Raw genomic sequence first — 24,766 nt, forward strand, 5'->3', positions numbered from 1 at the left:
CCAAAAATAGCGAATAAGACGGCGGTGGCGCAAGTAAAATTTCTCTGTATTGGGTTAACGATCGCTGTGTTAAGGGCAGGTAGCGCGGCTAATGTAGTTAAAGCCCATCACCAATTTGGACACATGGCTTTGCCCGGTTTCCAGTAATTCGAGCAACATTTTGGCGCCACTTTCTCCTGCAGCATCAAAGGCATAGTTAAACGTGGATAAGCTTGGCGACACCACTTGGGCAAGCTCATCATCGCCCACGCCAATCAATTTCACGGTGCGTCCAGGGGTGATCCCTTGTGCTTGCAAGGCTTGGATAGCGCCAATGGCGATGCGGTCGGTGGCACAAAATACGCCATCAAGATCAGGGTATTGCGCTAACATGGCGGTCATGGCGACATGGCCTGATTGAATCGAGAACTGGCCTTGGTAATGGAACAAGGGAGCCGTTTGGCTAAGTGTGGTCAAGGCACTCTCAAGGCCTTGATAACGCTGCTGATCAACCGCAATGTCTTCCGCTTGCACCCCCAGAAAACCCACCTGTCGGCAACCCGCGTTAATAAGCTGCTCGCCGGCACAAAAGCCCACCCGGAAATCATCATGGATCACGCTGGGAATATTATAGGGGGAGCCGTCTTGGCCAATCACCACCACCGGTGCACTCGAGCGTTTGATTGCCTGTACCACGGTAGGGTTGAGCGTAGAGGCAAACAGCAAAATCCCCTCGACCCGTTTTTGATTGAACAAATCAAGGTAATGACAAATACGGGCGTCATCTTGCCGAGTATTGGCCAGAAGCACTTGTTTCCCTTTTTGATCAAACACATGGCTAAGACCATCGACACTGGCTGACATCGCATGTGAGGAAACACGCGGCACAATCACGCCAATGAGATTGGTTTTACTGGATTTTAAATCCTTAGCGATTTGGTTGACCACATAGCCGCATTGCTCAATGGCGCGATTCACCTTCTCAATCGTCGCGGGTTTTACGCCATATTCCTGGTTAATTACACGCGACACAGTGGATTTGGAAACACCCGCTAAACGGGCGACATCATTCAAGCTAGCCATGGGTTCTCCTTTGCTGGAAGCGCTATGATCGTTCCATTTACGGAACCTTTGCAAACATAGCGCCCTGAAAGCCCCTTATTTAGTGACATTTATCACGTTTAAAGTGAGGGTTAGGTTCTGGTTTACTGATCGATCTCACAGCTATTAGCCCTCATACTTGATGCTTGACAGGATTCAGCACATCATTTTCGGGATCGTTCCCGAAAATGTGGAGCGTGTGACGCCACACGAAAATAAAAGTGACGGTGGCAAAGACGGTGAGAGCGTGCAGGGGAAGTAGCCATGAACTACCAAAAAATAGCACAACAACTACTCGATAAACTGGGTGGAAAAGAAAACATCGCGGCGGCGGCACACTGTGCCACGCGGCTAAGACTCGCACTCCATGATGATAACTTGGCGGATTTAAGCGCGATTGAATCGATTGAGGGGGTGAAAGGCCAATTTCAGGTCAGCGGTCAGTTACAGATCATTTTTGGCTCGGGCATTGTGAATAGTGTTTATGCTGAGTTCAGCAAACTGACCGGCCAATCCGATATGTCGTCGAAAGACGTGGCGGCGGCTGGAGCGGAAAAGCAAAATTGGCTACAACGCGCGGTGAAAGGGCTATCAGATATTTTTGTTCCCATTATTCCAGCCATTGTCGCCGGCGGTCTGCTGATGGGGATTTTCAATATCCTCACTGCACCAGGCTTGATTGTTGATGGCAAGTCCTTGATTGAGGCCTACCCACAAATGGGCGACTTGGCCAATATGATCAATACCTTCGCCAATGCGCCATTTGTGTTCTTGCCGGTACTGCTAGCATTTTCTGCCAGTAAAAAGTTTGGCGCTAATCCCTTTTTGGGCGCGGCACTCGGGATGTTAATGGTCCACCCTGACCTGCTCAATGGCTGGGGCTTTGGCGGTGCGGCAGTGTCCGGCGATATTCCGGTGTGGGAAATCTTTGGTTTTGAGATTGAAAAAGTCGGTTACCAAGGCTCGGTGCTGCCTGTGCTGGTCGCCACCTATATTTTGGCGCAAGTCGAGCAAGGGCTACGTCGTATTATTCCCTCGGTGCTGGATAACTTGCTGACCCCGTTGCTGGCCATTTTTATCACCGGCCTGATCACCTTTACTTTGGTGGGTCCATTTACCCGTGATCTCGGCTTTTTGCTCGGCGATGGTCTTAACTGGGTGTATGAATCGGCTGGGATGATTGGCGGTGCGTTGTTCGGGTTTGTGTATGCGCCGTTTGTGATCACCGGGATGCACCACAGTTTTATCGCGATTGAAACCCAACTGTTGGCAGACATTGCGGTCACTGGCGGCACCTTTATCTTCCCAATTGCCGCGATGTCGAATGTGGCACAGGGCGCTGCTTGTTTGGCGTTTGGGCTGAAAACCGCGGATGTGAAAGCGAAAGGGATTGCGATGCCGGCGGGGGTCACGGCTCTGCTTGGGATCACTGAACCGGCAATGTTTGGTATTAACCTAAAATATCGTTATCCATTTATCGGGGCGCTGGTAGGGGCAACCTGCGCGGGCGCGTTTGTCACCTTCTTTAAAGTGAAAGCGCAAGCATTGGGTGCCGCGGGGCTGCCAGGGATCATTTCGATTCGCCCTGACGGTGTGGTGCCTTATATCATTGGTATGGCGATTGCCTTTGTTGTGGCGTTTTCCGTGACCTATGTGTTGGGTGCGCGTAAAAAATACGCACAAGCTGCAGCGGCATAATTGAGCGTGAAACGAGGAGCAAGTGTGATGAGTAAGGTATGGGTCACCGGTGATGCGGTGGTGGATTTGATCCCAGAGGGTGAACACCACTACCTAAAATGTCCGGGTGGTGCACCCGCCAATGTCGCGGTGGCGATTGCTCGGCTGGGTGGCGAAACCGGCTTTATTGGTCGAGTGGGCGGCGACCCGCTGGGGCGCTTTATGCAAAATACCTTGGCGGGTGAAAGCGTGGATACGCGATTTATGCATCGCGATGAAACGCAACGTACCTCAACGGTATTGGTGGATCTTGATGAGCATGGCGAGCGCAGCTTTACCTTTATGGTCAAACCTAGTGCCGATCAGTTTGTGCAGCCTTACGACTTCCCACTGTTCGAAAAAGGGCAGTGGTTGCATGCTTGCTCCATCGCGTTAGCTAACGAACCCTCGCGATCGGCCACGCTCGGTGCCATGCATGCGTGTCGGGATAATGGTGGCTTTGTCAGTTTTGATCCCAATTTGCGTGAGGATCTGTGGCAAAGCGAGGCGCAAATGCTAGAAACCGTGTGGCAAGCCTTGCCGCTGGCGGATGTGGTTAAAGTGTCTGACGAGGAACTTGCCTTACTGACTAAGCCCTTCATTACCGACCCGCACTCAGTGAAAGCAAGGTTAGCAGCGTTAGCCGAGCACGCACCCAATGTGTCGTTATGGGTGGTGACACAAGGCAGTGAAGGTGCACAAGTTGCGTTCAACCGAGCGCTTTGGCAGGTGGCGACAACACCCGCCAAGGTCGTGGATACCACTGGCGCTGGTGATGCGTTTATGGGTGGCTTATTGGCAGCCCTTGCCAAGTTGCCCGACTGGCAGTCGCCCGAGGCGGTAACGGAAGCTGTGCGTCAAGGCAACCGCTGTGGCGCACTGGCCACCACAGCAAAAGGCGCAATGACCGCCTTGCCCACGGCGTTGCAGTTGGCTGGACAATGATATGTTCATTTACCAGCCATCGTCATAAAGACGACGAAGCACGTTCGGGGGCGGTCAGTGGAATCGTCACAATGAAGCGACTGCCCTGTTGCGGTTTGCTGTTTACCTGAATACGGCCACCGAGCACACTCGTAATGAGGTTGAAGGTAATATGTAAGCCAAGGCCAGATCCGCCCTGACCGAGGTGGGTGGTATAAAAGGGATCAAAAATGTGTTTTTGCACGTCTGGCGTCATGCCCACGCCGTTATCTTGGACGGTAATATGTACCTGATCGTGTGAATCTTGAGTCGCATGGATTTGAATATGACCTTGATCTTGCGTGGTAAATGCATGCACTAACGCATTATTAATTAAGTTGATCAGGGTTTGGGTGAGGGCGCCTGGATAGCTGTTGAGCAGAATGCCCTCTGGAATACCGACCTCGAGCTGGTGCGGTGAGTGCTGAAGTGTCGGACGCAAAGACAGAAGCACTTCGTTGATAAGATGGAGGAGGTCAAACTCGCGCTGGTGGTCGTTGGTTTGATCCATGGCCAGTTGTTTAAATGCCCGGATTAATTCGGAGGCACGTGACATGTTACGTTCAACAATCCGTGTCCCATCTTCAACATGGGTGAGAAATTGGTCTAAATCGTCTCGTGTGATCGGCTTTTCGAGTTGTTGAACAAAGTCTTGTTTCCTCGACAAGATGGAGGTTGAAGACATCAGTGCGTTGCCGATGGGGGTATTAAGCTCGTGTGCGATGCCCGCGACCAGGGAGCCGAGCGAGGACAGTTTTTCATTCTGAACCAATTCATCCTGGAGTGTTTCTAACTGCAGCAGCAGTGCCTTTAGTTTATCACCATAATCGTTGACGGCATGGCGTAATTCCCCGACTTCATTCAGGGTCCCCACCTCGAGTGCTTGGGTGGTTTCGCCATCGATCAGCTCTCGGATCTGATGGGTGGTTTGTCGAATTTTATCCAGTAAATTGCGGGCCGTGATCGTCGCGATGACACCGACAATCAGCAGTAAGCCGCCAATCGCTATCATTAAAAACAACCCCATGTTGTCAGCAGCGGCGGTCATTTTGCTTTTAGGAACGGCGAGGCCAATCACCCAATCGGCTTCAGGGTAGCGAATCAAATGGACATACGCGGCTTCGTTGAATATGCCGTCATTTTCTACCGTGATTAGCTGGCTGGTGTTGAGTGTTTGGGTTGCCTTTAACGCCGATTGCAGCCAAGGTAATTGCACTTGCAGTTCGTCTCGCGTCCATAGCGTGCTCCTGTAGGGTTGAAAGGTGACGGCTGATTGGGGAAAACTGATCGCTTTGTTGTCTCCGTCGAGGGCAAACACATAGCCGCCGTTTTCTTTGCCATATTGAGACAAAATATCTGAGATGCCGGCAAGCCTCATATCGACGGTGGCGACACCCACAAAGCGCGTATCATCTTTCATCGGTACGGTGCAGGTGATCATCGGCTCTTTGGTAAAAGGGTCAATATAGGCGTTGGACCAACTGCAATGATCGGCAGGGGCCGTTTGTCCCGCTATGTACCAACTTTCATTGTGATACCCCTTCCCGTCTGGATGATTGTAATCGTCGTAGTACTCCATGGTCGCGCCTGCTCGGCCCCAGAAAAAACTGCGCCGCTCCACCCCTTGTGTAAATGTGCCGGGCTCGGGCCAGACACCCCCGCCGGCAATTGCCGGATCGCCATGATTATTGAGTATCTCAGGAAAGGTGGCGCGGAACAGGGCTTCATCTTTGGGGAGACTAGTGCCCGCTAACGCCATGGTGCTGGTTAACAGTTCAATTTGGCCGAGTTTGGCGTCGAGTAAATCGAGCAGGGCGTGTTGGTTGATGCTGATCCGCTCTTGTCGCTGCTCAATAAGCTCGGGTTTTACTTTCCATTCCACCACCGCAAAAATCGTCAGTAATGCCATAATCAGAACAAACGCAAATCCAAGGTTGATCTGATGGCGGATCATGAGAGCGGGTTTGGCCATTGTCGATACTTCCTCTCTTCTCAGCCGACGCAAGTGCCAATACAAGCATCTGTAGCCAGTCCTACCAAATCATTTGGAGGGCGGTCGAATCGTCCCTTCTAGTGTAGTTGGCGACTTAGACTTTGTAATGATGGCGTTGTGATGGCAAACACACTGAGCGAGATCTGTACTTTTATCAACGTATAAAAACCCCCTTAGCGATCCATCGCTAAGGGGGAGGCAGGGTTTTCGGGATTGCGAAATAAAGCAGGCTTTATTTAATATTGACCACCATCTTGCCGAAGTTGCGGCCTTCAAGTACATCAATCAGTGCTTGAGGCGCTTGCTCAAAGCCATCTACCGCGTGTTCACGGTAATGGATTTGGCCTTCGCCGACCCATTTGGCCATGTCGTGAGCGAACTCAGGATAACGGTGCGCGTAGTCGTCAAAGATAATGAAACCTTTTACGGTGAGGCGCTTGACCAAGATGGTGCCCATCAGTTGCGAAAGGCGATCTGGGCCCTCTGGCAGGGCGGTGTTGTTGTACTGTGACACCAAGCCACACACGGGAATACGTGCCCCTGTATTAAGTAGTGGCATCACCGCATCAAATACCTTGCCGCCGACGTTTTCAAAGTAGACATCAATGCCTTGCGGACAGGCGTCGGCAAGTTGCTCGGCAAAGTTATCGGCTTTGTGATCATTACACGCATCAACACTGAGATGTTCACGAGCGTATTGGCACTTGTTTTCGCCACCGGCAATCGCCACCACGCGGCAGCCTTTCAGCTTACCGATTTGTGCCACAGTCGCACCAACGGGGCCGGTTGCGGCGGCGACGACAAGGGTATCGCCTTCTTGGGGTTGGCCGATATCTAATAAGCCCATGTAGGCGGTGAAGCCGGGCATCCCCAAGATCCCAAGCGCGTATGAAACCGGCGCGAGATCAGGTTTAAGTTTAAGCAGGGTATCGCCGTCGACCACGGAATGGGTTTCCCAACCTTTGTAAGCGAGCACCCAATCGCCGGCTTGGTAATCGGCGTGGTTAGATTCCAGCACTTTACCCACGGTGGCGCCGACCATCAGGCCATCAATGGCTACGGGTTCAGCGTATGATTTGGCATCACTCATTCGGCCGCGCATGTAAGGGTCAATCGATAGGTGATGATTTTCAATCAGTACATCTTGGTTGCTCAGAGCGGGAATGGCGGCTTCTTCTAAGCGAAAGTTCTCGGTAGTGGGCGCGCCAACCGGGCGCGATGCGAGAACAAAACGTTGATTGGTTAATGCTGACATTAGTTCCTCCCTTGATGTTGGGAAAAGAGGCGGCTGATTCAGCGCGCCTCAAAATAGCAATGAAATAAACCGGCGATTACAGCGCGGCTTGAAGCACGCGACGGCAAACGTCCGGGGTAACATCGCCATGTTCACCGAGTTGGGTCATGCCGTGTTGAGTCAGGCTTTCGATCAAGGGCTCAATCGCGGTTGCATCCAGATCGTAATCGCTCATGCGCGTTTTCACGTTCATGCGCTCGAAAAAGTCGCGCGTTTTCTCAATCGCTTGCTGTGCTTTTTCGGCGTCGCTGCCTTGGTCAATATGCCAAACACGTTCAGCAAATTGTGCGAGCTTGGCCTGTTTTTGCTCAAACTTCTCATTAAGCATTGCAGGCAGTACCACGGCAAGGGTTTGTGCGTGGTCTAAGCCATGTTGAGCTGTAAGCTCGTGACCCAGCATATGGGTTGACCAATCTTGTGGGACACCCACGCCAATTAAGCCGTTAAGCGCCAAGGTGGCTGTCCACATCAGGCTGGCACGCACGTTGTAATCTTCTGGTGTTTCCAGCGCTTGTGGACCAAGCTCGACGAGGGTTTGTAGCAGGCCTTCGGCGAATCGGTCTTGTACCGGCGCATTGGCTGGATAGGTCAGGTATTGCTCAACCACGTGAACAAACGCATCGACCGCACCGTTCCCCACTTGGCGGATCGGTAGGGTGTAGGTTTTCACCGGATCCAACACTGAGAACTGGGGGAAGACCAGCTCGCTCATAAACGGCAGTTTCGCTTGCATCGACTCACGGGTAACCACCGAGCCTTTGTTCATCTCAGAGCCGGTTGCAGGTAGGGTGAGCACGGTACCAAATGGCAGTGTCGCGTCTACTTTGCCGCCCATGCTGGTGAGAATGTCCCATGCGTCGCCATCATATTTGGCGGCCGCGGCTACGAATTTGGTGCCATCGATCACTGAGCCGCCGCCCACGGCGAGGAGGTAGTCATAGCCTTCGGCGCTGACTTTCTCGACGGCTTTCATCAAGGTTTCATAGCGCGGGTTGGGTTCAATGCCACCAAACAGGCCAAATTGACGTTGCCCCAGCGCTTGCTCTACTTCATCCAAGGTGCCGTTTTTGCGAGCACTTTGGCCGCCGAAAAGAATCAATACTTTTGAATCGGCTGGGATGAGCCGATCCAGCTCGGCAATCTTACCTTCGCCAAAAACGATACGTGTGGGATTGTAGAACTCAAAGTTGTTCATTGCTCATCCTTCCTTTTATTGTGCTTGATGGTATCAAGCGTTTATTTAAATTAGACCGGTCGTCTAGTTAATGCCGGTTAAAAACCCGCCTTAGCGGGTTTTGAGTAGATGGTGGCTGTGCGCTAACAACTAGTGCCGTCGTGAGTGCCACGCATCGGAGATTAATTTGTTGTTTAAGCGATGCTTGGTACAGCAAAGCGTCGTTAATCGATCAGCCCGAGCTTTTCTTCGGTGATGGTCATCGCTTGCGTGAGATGACTGTCGTTACGATGCAGTTTGGTCAGTAGGCTTGCGCCTAGCCATAACTGATACAAGGTCGTGGCAGTGGTCAGTGCGGTTTTATCGTCAAAGACATCACCCGCTTGTGCAAGGGTATCAGCTAGGCTGCCAATTAATTGGTCGGTGCCATCGCGCAGCGCTAATCGCATTGGTTCGGATAAATCCGCCACCTCTGCACTCAGCTTGACGACCAAACAAGTTTGCACCGGATCCAAACTACAATATTGTGCTTGCCAGCGACTGAAGTAGCTGTGTACACGTGCAATGGGAGAGAGCGTGCTATCTGACAGTAAGCGGTTTACATCGGCAATGTAGCAAGCAAAATAGTGGTCTAACACCGCTTGGCCGAATTGTTCTTTCGACGCAAAGTAGTGGTAAAAAGACCCCTTGGGCACGCCAGCTTGTTTTAGTATCGCGCTAAGGCCGACGCCGCTAAAGCCAAATTGCGCCATGACGCTCACGCCCGTTTCCAACAAATGTTGGTGGGTCGCGTTGTGAGTGCTGGTTTCTTGTGTGCTGCTCGATTTCATGTGGGGTAGCATAATCAAAATTAGACCGGTCGTCTAGTGATGCGAGAATTTTTTATCTTGGCGTGGCTTGGTCGCATAAATCAGGCCGGTATGCTGTGCGAAATCGCAGTTTGTGTCAGATTTATTACGTTGTTCACAATTTAAACGGCACGCCGTGGCACAGTGGCAAAAGTGTGCTTTACTGAAATTGTCAGCCGAGCTGACACACAATTTGGTAGATGATTAGCGCGCAGTGACGCGCCACATAATGCGTTAAGTCCCCGTTAATGTCAGGCGCCCATGACGACACCTTGTTAGCCGCCAGCCAGGCAATTAACACAAGACCATGCGGTAAGGACGCTCAACGTAGTGAGCACACGGGGCAATGTAAAAATAGGTTCATTGACCAACAACCAACAAGGAATGCATCTTGAAGCCGCTCAGCAGAGCGGCTTTCTCTTTTGTGGACTTGTCGCCTAACACATGGGATGCGTATTTAGCGCCCTGATCCGTCTGTTTTCTCTCCTTATCGCTGCCTGACAGTGATCGAATTTGCTTTCCGGAACGAAATAATATAAGACTATGGATTGGCGTCGTATTCGGCGTTAGGCATTAATATCGTTCATTAATCTGATAGAGAGGTGTTCGATGAACAACAAAAGCAGACGTTTGTGGTATTACTACAAAACGAAGTCCAATAAGACCCGCCAAGTTAAAGCAGCTGGGTCGGTGTGATCAAGCGTGAGTAAGGCAACCGATGGGTTGCCTTTTGTCGTTATAAGCGATTGGAAAAATCACTAAGCTATTGTGCATTGTCGAATTTTTCATCTAATCTTAACAGTAATGCTTGAACAAGCGCAGTCACCCAGGAGAGGGCGCGGGAGGGACGATGAATGTACTATCTTTCCAGCATGTCAATGAATTGATTGATGAAACAATCACGCTCATTGATGGAACGGATACGGAATATACAATGACGTTGGCGCGTGTCGACACCCATCCTGGCCACGGTGATGAGGTAGGCGGACACACGGTCGAAAACTTCAGCTTGGTATTGAAAGGGCCGGACGATACCCGCTTTCCGCAAGGCAATTACCTGCTTACCCATCCAGCGCTTGGAGAGCAGATCCTACATATGCTCCCCGTCGGGGACGCCACCTACACCATCAACATTAATACCCAAGCCTAACCGTCCTTTATCATTAGCCGCTACCCGTTAAGTGTGTTCGCGGGTAGCGTTCAGTGCTGATTAAATAACCGCCAGTCAATGAGTTACTTTCGCCTTTTCATAGATTAGTCACGGAAATTGAGTAGAATAAGACCGCTAAGCTAGCAGTAGGGAGGGTTTATGTTTGCCTGGCTGAGTGGCTTATTTGATAAAGAACAGCTGCAATCGTCTGTCTGGGTGAGAGATATCATGGCGAGTAACCCCAAAGGGAGTTACGCCAAGTACAAGAAGTATTACGATCGCCACGTTGATCGTATTCTAAAGGGTTATCACAAAGACTTTCTTCGGTTCGAAAAATTTGCCGTGCGCAATTATAAGCACAGCGACCAATCGATTTTTATGGCGATAAAGGTTGCTAACTATGCCTATCAGCTTGGACAGCTGAAAGTGGCCGCTTGCATAACGGCGGCAGTGATTTCGGCATGTAATCGTGCAAAAAAAGGCGAGTCTCAGGTCCACCCTAAACTGTATCGCGCTACCGTGGTGTTGCATAAAAAAGTGCTCGAAACGGGTAAGACGAGTAAGACAGAGAAATCGAAAGCGCCAGCGTGACAAAACAGTGTTGGGTAAGTTTTGTCCATTTAACAAAAATGTCATATTCCTATTCAGCCCCCGCCACGGCTGAATAGGTGATGCTTGTCACGTTTTTTCCTTCTTTGACTGTAACAATTTGTTCTGGTCATTCATTCGCCACACTGATAGAGTCCCGTCCCTCACACACCTTGTGAGCGAACTAATGCTTAAATCTACACAAAATAATGACCGTCTCGTTGCCGTATTTACCATCGGCTTTGTTGCTGTCTTCCTTGCCTTTGCCCTGTTTGACCTGAAACACTTCTCATCTGTTATCCAGTCTCTGTTTGCTGAGTCTGCCAATCTTTTTGGTTACTGGTGGCAGTGGTTAATGGTGATCAATTTCGTACTGGCGCTTGCTATTGGCGGCAGTAAATTTGGTAAATTGAAACTCGGTGCCACGGATACCGTCTCAATGAGTCGTTTCCGTTGGGTTGCGATGATCATGTGTACCCTGCTTGCCGGCGGTGGTGTGTTCTGGTCAGCGGCTGAACCTATTTATCACTTCATGACGCCACCCCCGGCGCTAGGTGAGATGGAAGCGGGCGTGATGGAAACCGTCGCCCCTGCTTTAAGCCAAAGCTTTTTCCACTGGGGCTTTTTAGCCTGGGCGGTGTTAGGTACCTTGGCAACCATCGTACTTATGTATGCCCATCACCAAGCGGGTGTGCGCCTGCGTCCTCGTGCGCTTTTGTATCCGCTACTCGGTGACAAGCTAGAAAACCACTGGTTAGGCTCTGTGATTGATGCCTGCTCTATCATTGCTGTGGCTGCCGGTACCATCGGTCCGATTGGCTTTTTGGCCACTCAGCTTGGTTACAGCCTAGAAAGCTTTGTCGGTATCGAGAACACCATGCCAATGCAGATGCTGATTTTGGCCGCCGTTGTCGCGATTTATTCTATCTCCGCGTTTACCGGGATGGATAAAGGCTTGCAATGGTTAAGCCGGATGAACGTAATCGGTGCAGCGGTATTGTTAGGCGTAGTGATCCTACTTGGCCCAACAGGCTTTATCTTTGAGCAGTTTGGCTCAGGCTTTAGCTATTACCTCAACAATATGCACACGCTAGCACTGAATACCGATAACGGTAGCTGGAACGCATGGTGGACATGGTTCTTCTGGGGTTGGTTTATTGGCTTTGCGCCGATGATGGCAATCTTTATTGCACGCATCTCGAAAGGCCGTTCGATTCGTGAGCTGATCTTCGCCGTTGCGATTTGTGCGCCGATTGCGACTAACTTCTGGTTCTCGGTACTAGGCGGTACGGGTATCTTTTATGAGTTGCAATCACCTGGCAGCATTTCTGGCCCAATGAATGATGCAGGCTTGCCAGCTATCTTGATTGCCTCGCTATCGCAGCTGCCTTACAGCGTGGTTCTGATCCCAGCCTTTATGTTGCTGACTACCACCTTCGTGGCGACCACGGGCGATTCGATGGCTTACTCGATTGCGATGGCCGTATCAGGTGACAACCAGCCAACTCGCCGTCATCGTCTGTTCTGGGCGATTGTGATGGGTGTGGTTGCCGGTGTACTGCTGCTTGCCGGAGACGGTGGCTTGAATGCCTTGCAGTCGTTTATCGTGATTACTGCAGTGCCTGTGTCTTTCTTGATTGCCTTTACCTTTATCACCGGCCCGATTGCGGTGATGCGGATGCAGCAAGAAAAAGAAGCCAACTTGGCATTACAGCCGGCGACTGCCAGCTAGTAAGACTTGAGTCTATTAATGAGAAAAGCGCCGAATTGTCGGCGCTTTTTTTTGCTTAATGGATAGGAATCATCGCGCTATTTGGGCTGCCATTGTCCGCTGGTGACGAGTTTATCCATCACCTTATCGACAGCGACTTGCGCCTTGGCGACAATCTCATCCACCTCGTTGGGGGTCACCACCAAGGGTGGGGCAAAACCAAGTATATCGCCATGTGGCATCGCGCGTGCAATTAGGCCTTGCTCCATACACGCGGCGGCGATTTGTGGCCCTACTTTTAGGTTGGGGTCAAAGTGGCTGCGGTTGGTGCGATCGGGTGAAAACTCAAGAGCATGGAGCAAACCGACACCACGGCTGTCACCAATCAATGGATGGTCCGCGAAGGCGGCTTTCATTTTCATTTGCAGATACTCACCTGTGGTCGCGGCATTCTGAGTCAGGTTCTCGCGCTCGATGATATCGAGGTTACACAGCGCGGCTGCCGCACCCAGTGGGTGGCCAGAGTAGGTGTAACCATGGCCAATCGCGCCCCATGCATCGGTGCCGTCTTCCAAAACATCCCATACCCGGTGACCGATCATCACCCCAGAGAGCGGTTGATAAGCGGAGGTTAATCCTTTGGCAACGGTAATTAGATCAGGCTTCATGTCGTAGTAGATAGAGCCAAAATCACTCCCAATACGGCCAAAACCGCACACCACTTCATCGGCGATCAGCAGGACGTCATATTTATCCAGCACCTTACGAATCGCCGCCCAGTAACCCTCGGGGGGTGGTACGATGCCACCGGTACCGAGTACCGGTTCGGCAATCATAGCTGCAACCGTATCGGGTCCCTCTGCGAGGATCATTTTCTCCAGTTCATCGGCACAATGTTGTGCGAATTCAGGCTCGGTCATGCCGCTGTCTTCACGGCGATAATAGTAGGGAGCCATAGTATGTTTGATGCGCTCAATGGGCAGATCAAAGTGCGCATGGAACAGGGGTAACCCCGTAAGTGATCCTGATGCCACACTGGAGCCGTGATACCCTCGATCTCGTGAGATGATTTTCTTCTTCTCAGGTTTGCCCCGCGCATTGTTGTAATACCATACAATTTTGAGCTGTGACTCATTGGCATCACTACCTGACATACCGTAATAGACTTTACTCATGCCGGGTGCCATGTTGATCAGCCGCTCTGACAGCGTCACCAGCGCTTCGTTGGTGTGGCCAACATAGGTGTGGTAATACGCGAGCTTTTTCGCTTGCTCATAAATGGCATCGGCCATTTCTTCACGGCCATAGCCGATATTGACGCAGTAGAGGCCAGCGAAGCCGTCAATCAGCTCAATGCCCTCTGAATCGGTAATGCGAATGCCTTTACCTGTTTCAATCACTCGCCCTGGCATCTCTCCATGCGCATACTGCTTTAAGTGCGTTGAGGCGTGGAATACGGTGTTTCTGTCTTTTTCCAACAAGGCTTTTGTTTCTGGACGCATGATCAGTCTCCTTATCCGTCAGCAAACCTGAATTAGCTGCCGCTCACCGTGGGCAAGCCACCTAAACAGTAGTATTTGATTTCACTAAATTCGTCGATGCCATAGCGGCTTCCTTCACGGCCTAAGCCCGACTGTTTGACGCCACCAAAGGGAATCGGGTGGCCAGTCATCTTCACTGAGTTGACACTGACCATGCCGACCTCAAGGCCGCGCAGACAGCGCCAAATATCACGAATATCATTGCCGTAGACATAGGCTGAGAGTCCATACTCGGTATCGTTGCCCATCGCAATCGCCTCATCCAGATTGTCGTAGGCAATCACGCCTGCTACGGGGCAAAAATTTTCTTCTTGATACACCAACATATCCGGCGTCACTTTGGTGATAAGCGTAGGGGCAAAGAAGTTTTCACCGAGGTTGGGGTTGAGCTTACCGCCTACAACGGTTGCCCCTTTGGCAATGGCGTCATCGACAATCGCTTGCGCCTTATCCACGGCACGAGATGAAATCAATGGGCCAATATCGGTACTGGGCAGCAAGCCATTGCCCACTTCGAGCTCATCCATTAACGCGGCGAAGGCATCAACAAAGGCCTGGTGTTTGTCGCGTGGCACTAAAATTTTGTTGGCAGCCAAACAATCTTGCCCTGACGTTTGAAACTTGGCATCGATGGCCGCGCGCGCTGCTTGTTGAATATCCATATCAGGCAGCACAATGAAGGGGGCGTTACCACCAAGTTCCATGGCACATTTTTTCACGGTTTGCGCGCTTTGCTCGAGCAATAATCGGCCGACACGTGTTGAGCCGGTAAAGCTTAGCGCTTTAACTTTGTCACTTTGACAAAGCTGGGTAGAGACCATGGGCGCGTCGCCCATAATCACGTTAAATACACCGGCAGGGATCCCAGCACGTTCGGCCAGTTCGGCCAACGCCAGGGCAGAGAAAGGCGTCTCGTCCGCAGGCTTGACGATCACACTACAGCCGATGGCGAGGGCGGCCGCTGCTTTACGAGTGATCATCGCATTGGGAAAGTTCCATGGCGTGATTAAAGCTGCCACCCCAATGGGCTCACGCAATGTCGCTAGGTGGGCGTTGGGAATATGGCTGGGCATGGTTTCGCCATAGACACGTTTAGCTTCTTCGGCAAACCAGCGAATGAACGAGGCACCGTACTCTATCTCCCCCTCGGCGTCGCGCAGCGTTTTGCCTTGCTCGAGCACCATCAAATGCGCGAGATCGTGTTGGTTGTCCATGATGAGGTCATGCCATTTCATTAGTAGCCTGGCGCGCGTTTCGGCGGACTCGGCACGCCACAGATGGAAAGCGGTGTCGGCGTCATCAATGGCTTGATTGATTTGTGTGGCGTTGAGTGATGCGGTGTAGCCGAGGATTTCTCCCGTTGCCGGGTTGAGCACCGGTGTATCTGAATCACCATTGACCCATTTGCCGTTGCAATAGGCGAGCTGGCGAAAAAGACGCTGATCGTCGAGGTAGGCAAGCACGTCGGAGCTGGCTTTGCCGGCGACGTCGTGGCGCAATGCATTGGCTGCGCTGCCAGTGTAGTTAAGATCGCGTGATTGGAATACGGTCATACTCCCTCCTGATTCAAAATCGCCACGCTGCCTGTCAGCGTTTGCATACTGATAATGTATGCAATGAGCGAAAAAGAGGTTTTTTGTTCAAACGCCGAATTGATGAAATTTTTTCTGAAACCGCGCAATAGCAGGAGAAAATTTTCTGGTCACAAGAGAAACGGGTATTTGCCGTGATAATGTGACAGGTGACAGGTGACAGGTGACAGGTGACAGGTGACAGGTATTACTCAGAGGTTAACAACGCATGCGCGAGCGTCATTGAGCATGCGCAAGCAAGGATAAGTCTGGTTTAACCATTAGCAGCAATGTCTGGCGTTTCAAGCGGTAAGGTAAGAGCGGGGCGTTTCACTTGCTTGGTTACGATGTAGGTGTAGTATTGTTTGATGCCAAGATCGTCAGTCAACCAGCTATCGATAAGGCGCTGATAATAATCAATATCGGTGACACCAAGCCGAACAATATAATCAATCCCGCCGCCCGTTGCCCAACACTCTTTGACATCGTCGCAGGCTTGCATAGCGCGCTCAAAGCGTTGAAAGCTGTCGACATCGTGCTGGCCAAGAGTGATTTCGACCAGCACGGTGTTAAGTTTGACCACTGCGTCTGGGTTGATACGTGCGCCATAGCCTTCGATGACACCTGCTTGCTCGAGCCGTTTGACTCGCTCCCAACAAGGGCTCACAGACAGATTGATGGCCTGTGCAAGGTTAGATTTGGTTATACGGCCATCTTGCTGCAAGATCTGCAAGATTTTGATATCAAATTTATCCAGCTTCATGGCACCTCCGTTAACTAAACAGGTTCGGCAATCACCGCAAAGGTGTCGCCGATATAAATCCGTCCCAAGTGACGTTTGGCCAGGAGTATGCCGTCGCGTTCGGCATAGTAGGGAACAGGCTCGGTGCCAGTGCGCTCGATATTATGCACTTTACCAATCAAATCGCCTTTTTTGATGGTATCGCCCAAGTGCACACAGAACTCAATAATGCCTGCGTGTTCACTTTGCACATAGCAGTGTTTGTCGGGTAGCTCGAGCTTGACGGGCGCGGCCGGTGGGTGGCGATAATCGTCTTGTAGAATGCCCGAAAACACTAAAAAGTTATGAATACCGCGCTGAGTAATGGCGATAGAATCAGGTGTACTGGTGCCACCGCCTCCCAGTTCGGTAGTCACAAACACTTTCCCTTGCTGCTCCACGGCTGTGTCGTACATGCTGGTGGCATCCATTTCGGTGGTTTGTACTTGATACGGTGCACCGAATAAGCGCGCGCCTTCCGCACAGGCTTCTGCTTGTTGCAGGTTTTCTAAACGATGAGACGCGGCATAAGGAATCAGATCCAAGGTTTTCCCCCCAGAATGAATATCAAGCGCGGTATCACATTGCGGGATCAAATATCGAGTGAAGTAATCGGCAATTTGCTCTGTGACACTGCCAGTGGGCGAGCCGGGAAAGGCGCGGTTCATGTTGCCTTGATCCCAAGGCGAGGTACGCGTGCCTGCGGTTACTGCGGGCGCGTTCATCATTGGCAATATAATCACCCGGCCTTTGATATCACTGGGCATCAGTTGGTGGCAGGTATTGAGTAATGCAGTAATGCCCTCGTATTCATCCCCATGATTGCCGCCTGTGAGTAGAGCCGTTTTTCCCTCGCCGTTTTTAATCACAGTGATCGGAATGGTGACACAGCCCCAAGCGGATTGGTCGTGTGAATGAGGCAGTTTAAGAAAGCCATGCTGTACACCATCGGCATGAAAATCGACGGTGGCTTCAATTGCGGTGGGTTCCATAACCTCTCCTTGTGATCTGTTGTGACGCTCAATCCGGCGGAAACGGGTAAAGTTTAATCTTTAAATCATCACCTTATGAGTGTAGCTAAAAACAATAATCAGGCTGAACAGAAAAGGGCACAAGCAGGGTACCCCGTTTCTGACTCGTTGTACCAAGCTAATGTTTGACAAACAATTGGCGCGGTAGATCGCACAAAGTTTGCGCACCATCACGGGTGATCACAATGCTTTCTGTGGTTTCGATACCCCAGTCTTTCATCCACAACCCTGGCATAAAGTGAAAGGTCATTCCCTCACGCAGCATCGTCTGATCGCTTGGGCGCAAGCTCATGGTGCGCTCGCCCCAATCGGGTGGATAGCTTAATCCTATCGGATATCCACAGCGCGCGCCTTCTCGATCAAACCCATAGCGTAACAAGGCATCGTTGAGGGCGTTGGCAATGTCTCCGCATGTGTTGCCAGGCTTGGCGACCGCGAGACCTGCTTCGAGACCGGCCTGTAAAGCCTCATCAGCACGCAAAAATTCATAGCCCGGCTCTCCTAAGAAGATAGTGCGAGAGAGTGGGCAGTGATAGCGACGGTGCACCCCAGCGATTTCGAAGAAGGTTCCTTCGCCACGTTTAAAGGGACGATCATCCCAAGTGAGATGAGGCGCAGCAGCATCACCGCCCGAAGGGAGCATGGGAACAATCGCCGCGTAATCACCAAAGTGACCATCGTGGCCAACCACCGCGTGTTTATTGATTTCGGCTACCAGTAGGTGCTTGGGTAAACCCGGTTCAATCATCTCAAAGGCGACACGATGCATATTCTCCACGATCCGCGCGGCGGTATGCATGTAGGTCAGCTCTTGATCAGATTTGACCGCGCGACACCAATTGACCAGTCCAGTGGTATCAACCAAGGTCGCCATGGGCAGATGTTCTTTGAGCGATTCAAACGCGGTGGCACTGAAATAGTAGTTATCTTTCTCAACGCCAATGCGGCCGCGATCCCAATAGCGCTCGGCGAGCACATAGTTTGCCAAATACTCCATGGGGTGGAGGGGAGGGTTCATCACATAATGGTCAGGATAGTAAGTAATGCATTCAGCGCTCATGTAAACAGTGCGCAATGCACCGTTAGCGTCTTGGATACGGCCGAACCACAGCGGGTCACCCGTTGCGCCAATAACGACGCACTGAGGCACATAGAAAGACCAGCCATCGTAACCGGTTAGCCACGCCATGTTGGACGGATCGTGCACTAACAAGGTGTCGATTTCTTGTTCTTCCATGGCATAGCGAACCTTGGCTAAACGGGCGCTGTATTCTTCGTGAGAGAACTTCAATACAACGTCGCTCATACGCATGACTCCTGTTCAATACCACGACTGTGGCGCTTATAAAACGTACTACTGACCGGTAATCAAACTTGGATCAAGTATGATTACCGGTGCAGAAAGGTGCCGTTTTTCGGTCTTGTTATCGAACAAACGGAGGAAGCGCTGGTGTTGCGCGGTCCTGTCTAGGCGACTCTACTGTCTGGTGCGACTGTTGCTCAGTGAGCCCATTCGGCCTGCTCACCGGATAAGATTTTGTTTCGCCTCTAATTAAGTGTTAAACCATAGAGTGAAACCCCGTCAAGTTTTACTAGCAACAAATTTGTCACTAAACTGCCAATTTGTGCAGATAGACAAGTGTTGGAGTGAAGCGGGAAAGCGTGGGAAGGGGATATAAAATACGCGAAAAGAGCCTGGTGCTGGTTTATGGCGTAAGCGCCAGGCCCTTATTAAGTAAGATTGGGTTGATAGATTACTGCTTTTTCAGGTGATACATCTCAGCAAGGTCGCCTTTGATGGTTTCGCCGTTCATGTCTTGCATGATCACCTGGTTTTCCGCCACAAAGAAGTGGTTAGGGCTGTCAGTCAGGCCTTCAAGGATCACGACACTGCCTGTTTCATCCCACTTAAAGGTGCCTGATTCTTTAAGGGCTTCTCCCTCTTTCCCCAGGTAGGTTTTGGTGAGTGTATACGTGTTGTCTGGGTTCAGTGTTAGTGTGGTATCAATACCTTCACAGTCGGCGCAGGGCACCACACCTTGGTAAGTACCGTTCCAGTCTAGTGAGGTTTTAGCGTTGTGGTGATCAACCATTTCAGAAACGGTGTTTTCTGCGCTATCGATGGCGTTTTCTGCACTATCCATCGCTTGCTCTGTGCCTTCTTTCACTGCATTTTGGGCATCGTCTAAGCTAGATTCGACTTGCGACTGCGCTTCTTGGGGTTCGTTGGTTTGCTGTTCACAGCCGACAAGTGCGACAACCAGTGCCAGTGGTGCAAGTAAATAGGTTTTTTTCATGTTTACCTCGTTGAATCATTGTTTAAAGCTAAATTGGTGCTGGGAACCAGCGATGAATGGCTCCATGATAGGTGTTTGTTGCGCTTGGGTGTCATTATTGCGCTAGCATTAAGTCAGAGTTAGACAATCAACGTAAAGAAACCGTCAATAGATTATGGTGATCTAATCGGCTTCCTTTTACGTTAGTAGTCATGTCTTGTTAGTCTACTCGATGAAAACCAAGTGAATACTACCCAAACGCGTGACAATAAGGAGCGATGATGCAACAACACAAAATTTTGATGGTGCTGACATCTCACGATGCCATGGGCGATACGGGACACAAGACAGGCTTTTGGCTTGAAGAGTTCACCACCCCTTATTACGCGTTTAAAGATGCAGGAGCAACCGTTGTGGTTGCGAGCCCTAAAGGTGGCGCGGCACCGATTGACCCAAACAGCGAAGCAGAAGATGCGCAATCGGAATCTACTCGCCGCTTTGATGGCGATGCTGAGCTGCAAGATATGATTAATAACACCGTCAAGCTGAGCGATGTGAATGCGTACGAGTACGACGCGATTTTCTATCCCGGTGGACACGGCCCATTGTGGGACTTGGCGGAAGATCCAACATCTCGTCAGCTGATTGAGACCTTCTATTATCAGGGCAAACCCGTTGGTGCGGTATGCCACGGTCCCGCCGTGTTCCGTCACACGCGTTCAGATCGTGACGAGCCACTGGTTAAAGGCAAACGTGTCACCGGCTTTACCAATGGTGAAGAAGCTGCCGTTGGCTTAACCGAGGTAGTTCCCTTTTTAGTCGAAGATATGCTCAAAGAAAACGGCGGTCTTTATGAAAAAGCGGATGACTTTACCTCGTATGTGGTCACCGATGGCAACTTAGTGACAGGGCAAAATCCGGTGTCATCTGAAGCCTGTGTTAACGCGGTATTGGCGTTGTTAAAGTAAGTCACATGAAAGCATCTCAATGAAAGCGCCTGCGGGCGCTTTTTTTGTATCGGACGAGATTAAGAGGGGTGTTTTTTATCCAATGGATTCGTGTAGATTAAAAACGACATGGATAGAAGAGCACGTCGCATGAAAATACTCATCATTGAAGATGACCACGATCTCAGCTTAGCGATTTCAGAATACTTAGAGCTGCATAATATCGACTGTGATTTTGCTTATAACGGCGAAACGGGTATTCAGCTTGCCAGCCAGCAGACGTTTGATTGTGTGATTCTCGATAACATGCTGCCCAAAACACAGGGTATGGCGGTTTGTCGTGAGCTGCGCGAACAGGGCATTGATACCCCGGTGTTAATGCTGACTGCGTGTGATGCAGAAACCGACCAGCTTGAGGGTTTTCGTGCTGGTGTGGATGATTATGTGGTCAAACCTTGTACCATGCCCTTGTTGCTCGCACGTTTACAAGCCTTGCATCGGCGTCATCAACCGGTGCGAGAGTGTATTACCATTGCCGATCTGACGATTTACCCCAAAGAGCATATCGCGTCGCGCGGTGATACGCCGCTTAAATTGACCCCTATCGGCTGGAATATTTTATTGTTGTTAGCGCGTCGCTCACCCACTGTGGTGTCCAAAAGCGATATTGAAGAAGCGGTTTGGGCTAGCGAGGATGTGCGGCAAGGGACCATTAACGTGCATCTTCACCATTTGCGTAAAGTGGTTGATAAGCCCTTTGCAAAAACGCTGATCCACACCCATGTCGGCATTGGTTTGTCTCTTTCTGAGGCCGCGCCAGTATGAGCCAAAGTCCTGTTCGAAGCCTTGCGGCACAATCGCGTCGCCAGCTTGCCGCTATAGCGGTGGCGATTTTTATTGGGTTGTTGGCGCTTGTCACCGTGTTTAGCTTTTATCAAATCAGTCAGGCAGGCAAAAACTACATGCGGCTCGATGCTATCAAGCTCGAGCAAAAGCTGGCCGCCGATCCTAACTATCCATTGCCCCAAAGCGACACTGTCAGTGCGTATCGAGATTGGCAGGCTATCCCGAAATCGGTGCGTGATTTGTTTTCCTCAGAGCCGATACAACCCGATGATCCAATTGAAATACAGCGTATTAATGACAGTGGAGCACGTGAATATGGCTACTTGTTGTACTCCGACCATCATCTATCCCAAGGCCTGTACTTGGTCGAATTTGAAGCGGCAGAAAAAATCGAGGCATTAGCCGCCATGATTGTCGAGCGCTCTTTGGCCGATGCCAGCGTGTTAATTGCCGCTTTTATGCTGGTGCTTGTCACCGTGATTGGGCTTTTGTTTAACAATGCATTGAAGCCACTGAAAGAGTTGGTGGCATGGTCGGCGCGAGTAAAAACACACCCTGATCAAGCTATCGATGTGCGCTTTTCGGTCCGTGAAGTTAACCAAATCGCCGACCACTTGATGGCCTCGCTGCAACAGGTGCGTGAGCATAACCAACGAGAACAGCAGTTTTTAAAGCATGCCAGCCATGAACTGCGCACGCCCTTGGCGATTATGCAGGCTTCCTTGGATACCTTGTCACTACGCATCGGTGAAAAGGATGCCAGTTATCCGGCCTTGCAGCGCGCTTCGCGTGCCAACGCCAATATGATGGCGCTGTCTGAATCACTGCTTTGGCTGGCGCGGCAACATCCGGATAAAGTTCGTCAATCAAAGGTCGACCTAGGATCGCTTTGCGCAACCCTCGTGGATGAGCTGGCGTATCTTACAGCGCATAAGCCAGTGACTGTCCATATCGATAATCACAGTGATCCTATTTGTATCGAGAGGGACCTATTTCGCATTGCGAGTGCCAACCTGATTCGCAATGCGCTCACCTACAGTGCGCCTGGCGTGATTGAGATTGAGATCACCAACGGGCAGTTTTCGATTGCCAACCCTATTGATTCAGACGTCGACGAGAATCAGATCGGATTTGGTCTAGGTCTGCAGCTTGTTGAGCGCATTGCCGGTCAGCTTAACTGGCATTTTGAATTTCAGTGCGACGCTGAGATGGCGAGGGCGGTTATCAATTGGGAAGCCGCGCACAAAATGACGGGAGAGTCTTAAGGTTTTCTTAATACCGGTTGTTTCAAGATAAGGGCGAACTCTCAGTTACTATCTCGCCATTATGGAGAATCGCCGGTGAAGCCATTTGCTACGCTTATCTGTCTATTTTTGACCTTGGTGCCCTTGGCCGGGCATGCGAAAACCGACAGCATGTCCGCGGATAATTATCTTACCGTCGGTCTGGTCGGCTATACCGAGCCGTCGATTTATATAGACGGTGAAGATGACCAAGACATTGAGCTGGTTGTTGAGGCGCAATGGGAGGGAATTTTTTATCGTAACGATACCCTAGGAGTGTATCTCGCCGAGGGCGACAGCTGGTATGTGTCGGCGGGCGTGGGCGACGATGTGTTTGGCGACCACACCCGCGGTGACAGCAAAACCCTCAAGGATATGAAAAACCTCGATAAGGTATATACCGCTAATCTAACCACCGGCTGGATAACGTCGGTGGGCTATTTTGAGCTCGGCTACCATCATGATATCTCGAACAACCACAATAGCGGCGCGATAGTGGCCCGCTATGGCGCCCCCATCGAGCAAGGCCAATGGGTGGTGGACCCACAATTGTCACTGACTTGCGTGGGTAGTGCGGTGAGTCGTTATTACGTTGGCGTGTCAGCCCAAGAGGCTAAAGCCGGCCGAGCCACTTATCAGCCTGATCAAACCTGCACGCTTCAATCTGATCTCAACCTCTATTACACGCTTGGCCGCGCGCATCATCTGTTGCTGGGGGTAAGCTATCGCCACTATGGCGATGAGGTATCAGACAGCCCGATTGTTGATAGAGACGATCTTTGGTCGTTCAATACCGGCTATTTATACACCTTTTAGCGGTAATTGGGTGGAGGGATAAAGGGGATGAAGTGGCTAAAGCGAGGTTTGATAGCGCTGGTGCTGATAGGCGCGTTTGTGGTGATAGCCATGGATGACCCAAATGCGGGGCTTAAGCGTCAAGCCATTCACTTTAACGCTGGCGATAATCAGCTCGCCGGTGAGTTAATTTTACCTTTGGGTACTGAGACGCCACATCAGTGTGTGGTGTTTGTGCATGGCTCGGGTGACGTGCCGACCGATGCGTTTGGTTATTACCTCCCACTTTGGCGAGTGTTAGCGGCGAATGGGTGGTGTGCGTTGTCTTGGGATAAACCGGGCGTCGGGGATTCCAGCGGGGATTGGCGGTCGCAATCGATGCAAGATCGGGCCGATGAAGTCGCGGCGGCGATTCGCTATTTGCGCCAAACTTTGGGGCTAAAGGATGGCAAGTTGGGCTTGATGGGCTTTAGCCAAGCTGGCTGGGTGATACCCAAGGTGGCGCACCAAGTGGAAGATATCGACTTTTTGATCAGTGTCGGCGGGGCAGTCAACTGGATGGCGCAATCCCAGTATTCTGGACGTCAACGGCGATTAGCCACCGGATACAGTGAGTCAGAGAGTGCGGCAGAGCAAGCTGCCGAAGAGAAAGTGGATGCTTTGATCCAATCCGGTGCGTCGTATCAGCAGTATTTAGACCATATAAATCAGGATGACAAAGCGCCCATGAGCGAGGCCTTTTGGCAATTTGTACAATGTAATTGGGCCTCGGATGTGACCGCGGATTTTACCGATCTCGATGTGCCCATGTTAGCGTTGTTTGGTGCTCGGGATGCTTATGTCGACTCGGATAAGACCGCTTCAGCCTATCACCAGCTGCTCGCTAACGCGCCACTGCCGTTTTATCATGTGCGTGTGTTTGAACAGGCCGACCACAGCCTACTGCGCACCGATAATATCGCCAATGCGCACAATGAGTATCACCGCTGGTTAACGCTGGCACGGATTTGGTGGCAGGGGGAGGCAGCGTTCGCCGATGGTGTGATGCCATGCTTAACGGCTTGGTTAGCAGAGTTTAAGAGTGGGCAACCAAGGCCGACAACTATCTGCGTGCCCGAGCGGGCAAGCGATTCAAAGCCAGCACTAAACGCGGATACGACGCAGGGGTAACGTTTCAT

General features: G+C 51.1%; 21 protein-coding genes. 10 read left to right on the forward strand and 11 right to left on the reverse strand.

Annotated elements, in window-relative coordinates; translation table 11 throughout:
- Positions 1-69: 69 nt before the first annotated feature.
- On the reverse strand, positions 70-1,062 hold the full coding sequence (locus tag BZG74_RS12585) for a LacI family DNA-binding transcriptional regulator (protein ID WP_077772921.1): 993 nt from the start codon (positions 1,060-1,062) through the stop codon (positions 70-72).
- Positions 1,063-1,344: 282 nt separating this feature from the next.
- On the opposite strand from BZG74_RS12585, the gene BZG74_RS12590 reads away from it, so the two are divergent.
- Together BZG74_RS12590 and BZG74_RS12595 are read left to right on the forward strand one after the other, a co-directional pair.
- Positions 1,345-2,778, forward strand: coding sequence for a sucrose-specific PTS transporter subunit IIBC (locus BZG74_RS12590; RefSeq protein ID WP_077772922.1), 1,434 nt, complete (start codon positions 1,345-1,347; stop codon positions 2,776-2,778).
- Between the two features lie 27 nt (positions 2,779-2,805).
- On the forward strand, positions 2,806-3,741 hold the full coding sequence (locus BZG74_RS12595) for an aminoimidazole riboside kinase (RefSeq protein ID WP_077772923.1): 936 nt from the start codon (positions 2,806-2,808) through the stop codon (positions 3,739-3,741).
- Positions 3,742-3,763: 22 nt separating this feature from the next.
- Here the strand turns inward: BZG74_RS12595 and BZG74_RS12600 are convergent, their stop codons facing one another.
- The 4 genes from BZG74_RS12600 to BZG74_RS12615 all read right to left on the reverse strand — a co-directional run bounded on the left by BZG74_RS12600 (position 3,764) and on the right by BZG74_RS12615 (position 9,050).
- The gene (locus BZG74_RS12600) at positions 3,764-5,731 is read right to left on the reverse strand and encodes a sensor histidine kinase (RefSeq protein ID WP_077772924.1); all 1,968 of its coding nucleotides are present in this window, start codon (positions 5,729-5,731) and stop codon (positions 3,764-3,766) included.
- A 253-nt stretch (positions 5,732-5,984) separates the two neighbouring features.
- Positions 5,985-7,007, reverse strand: coding sequence for an NADP-dependent oxidoreductase (locus BZG74_RS12605; RefSeq protein ID WP_077772925.1), 1,023 nt, complete (start codon positions 7,005-7,007; stop codon positions 5,985-5,987).
- Between the two features lie 76 nt (positions 7,008-7,083).
- Positions 7,084-8,241 (reverse strand): iron-containing alcohol dehydrogenase, encoded by a 1,158-nt coding sequence (locus tag BZG74_RS12610; protein WP_077772926.1) that lies wholly within the window; start codon positions 8,239-8,241, stop codon positions 7,084-7,086.
- A gap of 203 nt (positions 8,242-8,444) precedes the next feature.
- Positions 8,445-9,050 carry a TetR/AcrR family transcriptional regulator gene (locus tag BZG74_RS12615; protein WP_101494706.1) on the reverse strand — a complete coding sequence of 202 codons (606 nt, stop codon included), beginning with the start codon at positions 9,048-9,050 and terminating at the stop codon, positions 8,445-8,447.
- 868 nt (positions 9,051-9,918) lie between these two features.
- On the opposite strand from BZG74_RS12615, the gene BZG74_RS12620 reads away from it, so the two are divergent.
- The 3 genes from BZG74_RS12620 (at position 9,919) to BZG74_RS12630 (ending at position 12,538) form a co-directional block, all read left to right on the forward strand.
- Positions 9,919-10,218: a DUF6916 family protein gene (locus BZG74_RS12620; RefSeq protein ID WP_077772928.1), complete on the forward strand. Its 300-nt coding sequence runs from the start codon at positions 9,919-9,921 to the stop codon at positions 10,216-10,218.
- A 159-nt stretch (positions 10,219-10,377) separates the two neighbouring features.
- Positions 10,378-10,809, forward strand: coding sequence for a hypothetical protein (locus tag BZG74_RS12625; RefSeq protein WP_077772929.1), 432 nt, complete (start codon positions 10,378-10,380; stop codon positions 10,807-10,809).
- A gap of 184 nt (positions 10,810-10,993) precedes the next feature.
- Positions 10,994-12,538 (forward strand): BCCT family transporter, encoded by a 1,545-nt coding sequence (locus tag BZG74_RS12630; protein WP_077772930.1) that lies wholly within the window; start codon positions 10,994-10,996, stop codon positions 12,536-12,538.
- A 77-nt stretch (positions 12,539-12,615) separates the two neighbouring features.
- Here BZG74_RS12630 and BZG74_RS12635 read toward each other — a convergent pair whose 3' ends face one another.
- The 6 genes from BZG74_RS12635 to BZG74_RS12660 form a co-directional block, all read right to left on the reverse strand.
- Positions 12,616-14,019: an aspartate aminotransferase family protein gene (locus BZG74_RS12635; protein ID WP_077772931.1), complete on the reverse strand. Its 1,404-nt coding sequence runs from the start codon at positions 14,017-14,019 to the stop codon at positions 12,616-12,618.
- A 32-nt stretch (positions 14,020-14,051) separates the two neighbouring features.
- Positions 14,052-15,611, reverse strand: a complete 1,560-nt coding sequence (locus BZG74_RS12640) for an NAD-dependent succinate-semialdehyde dehydrogenase (RefSeq protein WP_077772932.1) — start codon at positions 15,609-15,611, stop codon at positions 14,052-14,054.
- Between the two features lie 292 nt (positions 15,612-15,903).
- Positions 15,904-16,392 (reverse strand): Lrp/AsnC family transcriptional regulator, encoded by a 489-nt coding sequence (locus BZG74_RS12645; RefSeq protein ID WP_077772933.1) that lies wholly within the window; start codon positions 16,390-16,392, stop codon positions 15,904-15,906.
- 14 nt (positions 16,393-16,406) lie between these two features.
- Positions 16,407-17,402 (reverse strand): N(2)-acetyl-L-2,4-diaminobutanoate deacetylase DoeB, encoded by a 996-nt coding sequence (gene doeB / locus BZG74_RS12650; RefSeq protein ID WP_077772934.1) that lies wholly within the window; start codon positions 17,400-17,402, stop codon positions 16,407-16,409.
- A gap of 157 nt (positions 17,403-17,559) precedes the next feature.
- On the reverse strand, positions 17,560-18,747 hold the full coding sequence (doeA, locus tag BZG74_RS12655; protein ID WP_077772935.1) for an ectoine hydrolase DoeA: 1,188 nt from the start codon (positions 18,745-18,747) through the stop codon (positions 17,560-17,562).
- 448 nt (positions 18,748-19,195) lie between these two features.
- A complete protein-coding gene (locus BZG74_RS12660) occupies positions 19,196-19,738 on the reverse strand; it encodes a copper resistance protein NlpE (protein ID WP_077772936.1) in 543 nt (180 codons plus the stop codon).
- A 260-nt stretch (positions 19,739-19,998) separates the two neighbouring features.
- Between BZG74_RS12660 and BZG74_RS12665 the strand changes: the two genes are divergently transcribed.
- The 5 genes from BZG74_RS12665 (at position 19,999) to BZG74_RS12685 (ending at position 24,758) form a co-directional block, all read left to right on the forward strand.
- Positions 19,999-20,685, forward strand: coding sequence for a type 1 glutamine amidotransferase domain-containing protein (locus BZG74_RS12665; RefSeq protein WP_077772937.1), 687 nt, complete (start codon positions 19,999-20,001; stop codon positions 20,683-20,685).
- Between the two features lie 129 nt (positions 20,686-20,814).
- Positions 20,815-21,489: a response regulator transcription factor gene (locus tag BZG74_RS12670; protein ID WP_077772938.1), complete on the forward strand. Its 675-nt coding sequence runs from the start codon at positions 20,815-20,817 to the stop codon at positions 21,487-21,489.
- The gene (locus BZG74_RS12675; protein ID WP_077772939.1) at positions 21,486-22,775 is read left to right on the forward strand and encodes a sensor histidine kinase; all 1,290 of its coding nucleotides are present in this window, start codon (positions 21,486-21,488) and stop codon (positions 22,773-22,775) included. The genes BZG74_RS12670 and BZG74_RS12675 overlap by 4 nt, the downstream gene beginning before the upstream one ends.
- A 75-nt stretch (positions 22,776-22,850) precedes the next feature.
- A complete protein-coding gene (locus tag BZG74_RS12680) occupies positions 22,851-23,609 on the forward strand; it encodes a MipA/OmpV family protein (protein ID WP_077772940.1) in 759 nt (252 codons plus the stop codon).
- A gap of 27 nt (positions 23,610-23,636) precedes the next feature.
- Positions 23,637-24,758: an alpha/beta hydrolase family protein gene (locus BZG74_RS12685; protein ID WP_077772941.1), complete on the forward strand. Its 1,122-nt coding sequence runs from the start codon at positions 23,637-23,639 to the stop codon at positions 24,756-24,758.
- The last annotated feature ends 8 nt before the right edge of the window (positions 24,759-24,766 follow it).

Origin of the sequence: Salinivibrio sharmensis (assembly GCF_001995985.1) — a bacterium.
In the GTDB taxonomy this organism is placed as follows: domain Bacteria; phylum Pseudomonadota; class Gammaproteobacteria; order Enterobacterales; family Vibrionaceae; genus Salinivibrio; species Salinivibrio sharmensis.

What these genes read in the sequence shown, in the direction of transcription:
- doeA (WP_077772935.1), bottom strand. Translation starts at nt 18,747, where the DNA reads ATGAGCGACGTTGTATTGAAGTTCTCTCACGAAGAATACAGCGCCCGT.
- BZG74_RS12590 (WP_077772922.1), top strand. Translation starts at nt 1,345, where the DNA reads ATGAACTACCAAAAAATAGCACAACAACTACTCGATAAACTGGGTGGA.
- BZG74_RS12595 (WP_077772923.1), top strand. Translation starts at nt 2,806, where the DNA reads ATGAGTAAGGTATGGGTCACCGGTGATGCGGTGGTGGATTTGATCCCA.
- doeB (WP_077772934.1), bottom strand. Translation starts at nt 17,402, where the DNA reads ATGGAACCCACCGCAATTGAAGCCACCGTCGATTTTCATGCCGATGGT.
- BZG74_RS12585 (WP_077772921.1), bottom strand. Translation starts at nt 1,062, where the DNA reads ATGGCTAGCTTGAATGATGTCGCCCGTTTAGCGGGTGTTTCCAAATCC.
- BZG74_RS12625 (WP_077772929.1), top strand. Translation starts at nt 10,378, where the DNA reads ATGTTTGCCTGGCTGAGTGGCTTATTTGATAAAGAACAGCTGCAATCG.
- BZG74_RS12620 (WP_077772928.1), top strand. Translation starts at nt 9,919, where the DNA reads ATGAATGTACTATCTTTCCAGCATGTCAATGAATTGATTGATGAAACA.
- BZG74_RS12645 (WP_077772933.1), bottom strand. Translation starts at nt 16,392, where the DNA reads ATGAAGCTGGATAAATTTGATATCAAAATCTTGCAGATCTTGCAGCAA.
- BZG74_RS12605 (WP_077772925.1), bottom strand. Translation starts at nt 7,007, where the DNA reads ATGTCAGCATTAACCAATCAACGTTTTGTTCTCGCATCGCGCCCGGTT.
- BZG74_RS12660 (WP_077772936.1), bottom strand. Translation starts at nt 19,738, where the DNA reads ATGAAAAAAACCTATTTACTTGCACCACTGGCACTGGTTGTCGCACTT.
- BZG74_RS12675 (WP_077772939.1), top strand. Translation starts at nt 21,486, where the DNA reads ATGAGCCAAAGTCCTGTTCGAAGCCTTGCGGCACAATCGCGTCGCCAG.
- BZG74_RS12640 (WP_077772932.1), bottom strand. Translation starts at nt 15,611, where the DNA reads ATGACCGTATTCCAATCACGCGATCTTAACTACACTGGCAGCGCAGCC.
- BZG74_RS12635 (WP_077772931.1), bottom strand. Translation starts at nt 14,019, where the DNA reads ATGCGTCCAGAAACAAAAGCCTTGTTGGAAAAAGACAGAAACACCGTA.
- BZG74_RS12600 (WP_077772924.1), bottom strand. Translation starts at nt 5,731, where the DNA reads ATGGCCAAACCCGCTCTCATGATCCGCCATCAGATCAACCTTGGATTT.
- BZG74_RS12610 (WP_077772926.1), bottom strand. Translation starts at nt 8,241, where the DNA reads ATGAACAACTTTGAGTTCTACAATCCCACACGTATCGTTTTTGGCGAA.
- BZG74_RS12670 (WP_077772938.1), top strand. Translation starts at nt 20,815, where the DNA reads ATGAAAATACTCATCATTGAAGATGACCACGATCTCAGCTTAGCGATT.
- BZG74_RS12685 (WP_077772941.1), top strand. Translation starts at nt 23,637, where the DNA reads ATGAAGTGGCTAAAGCGAGGTTTGATAGCGCTGGTGCTGATAGGCGCG.
- BZG74_RS12665 (WP_077772937.1), top strand. Translation starts at nt 19,999, where the DNA reads ATGCAACAACACAAAATTTTGATGGTGCTGACATCTCACGATGCCATG.
- BZG74_RS12615 (WP_101494706.1), bottom strand. Translation starts at nt 9,050, where the DNA reads ATGAAATCGAGCAGCACACAAGAAACCAGCACTCACAACGCGACCCAC.
- BZG74_RS12630 (WP_077772930.1), top strand. Translation starts at nt 10,994, where the DNA reads ATGCTTAAATCTACACAAAATAATGACCGTCTCGTTGCCGTATTTACC.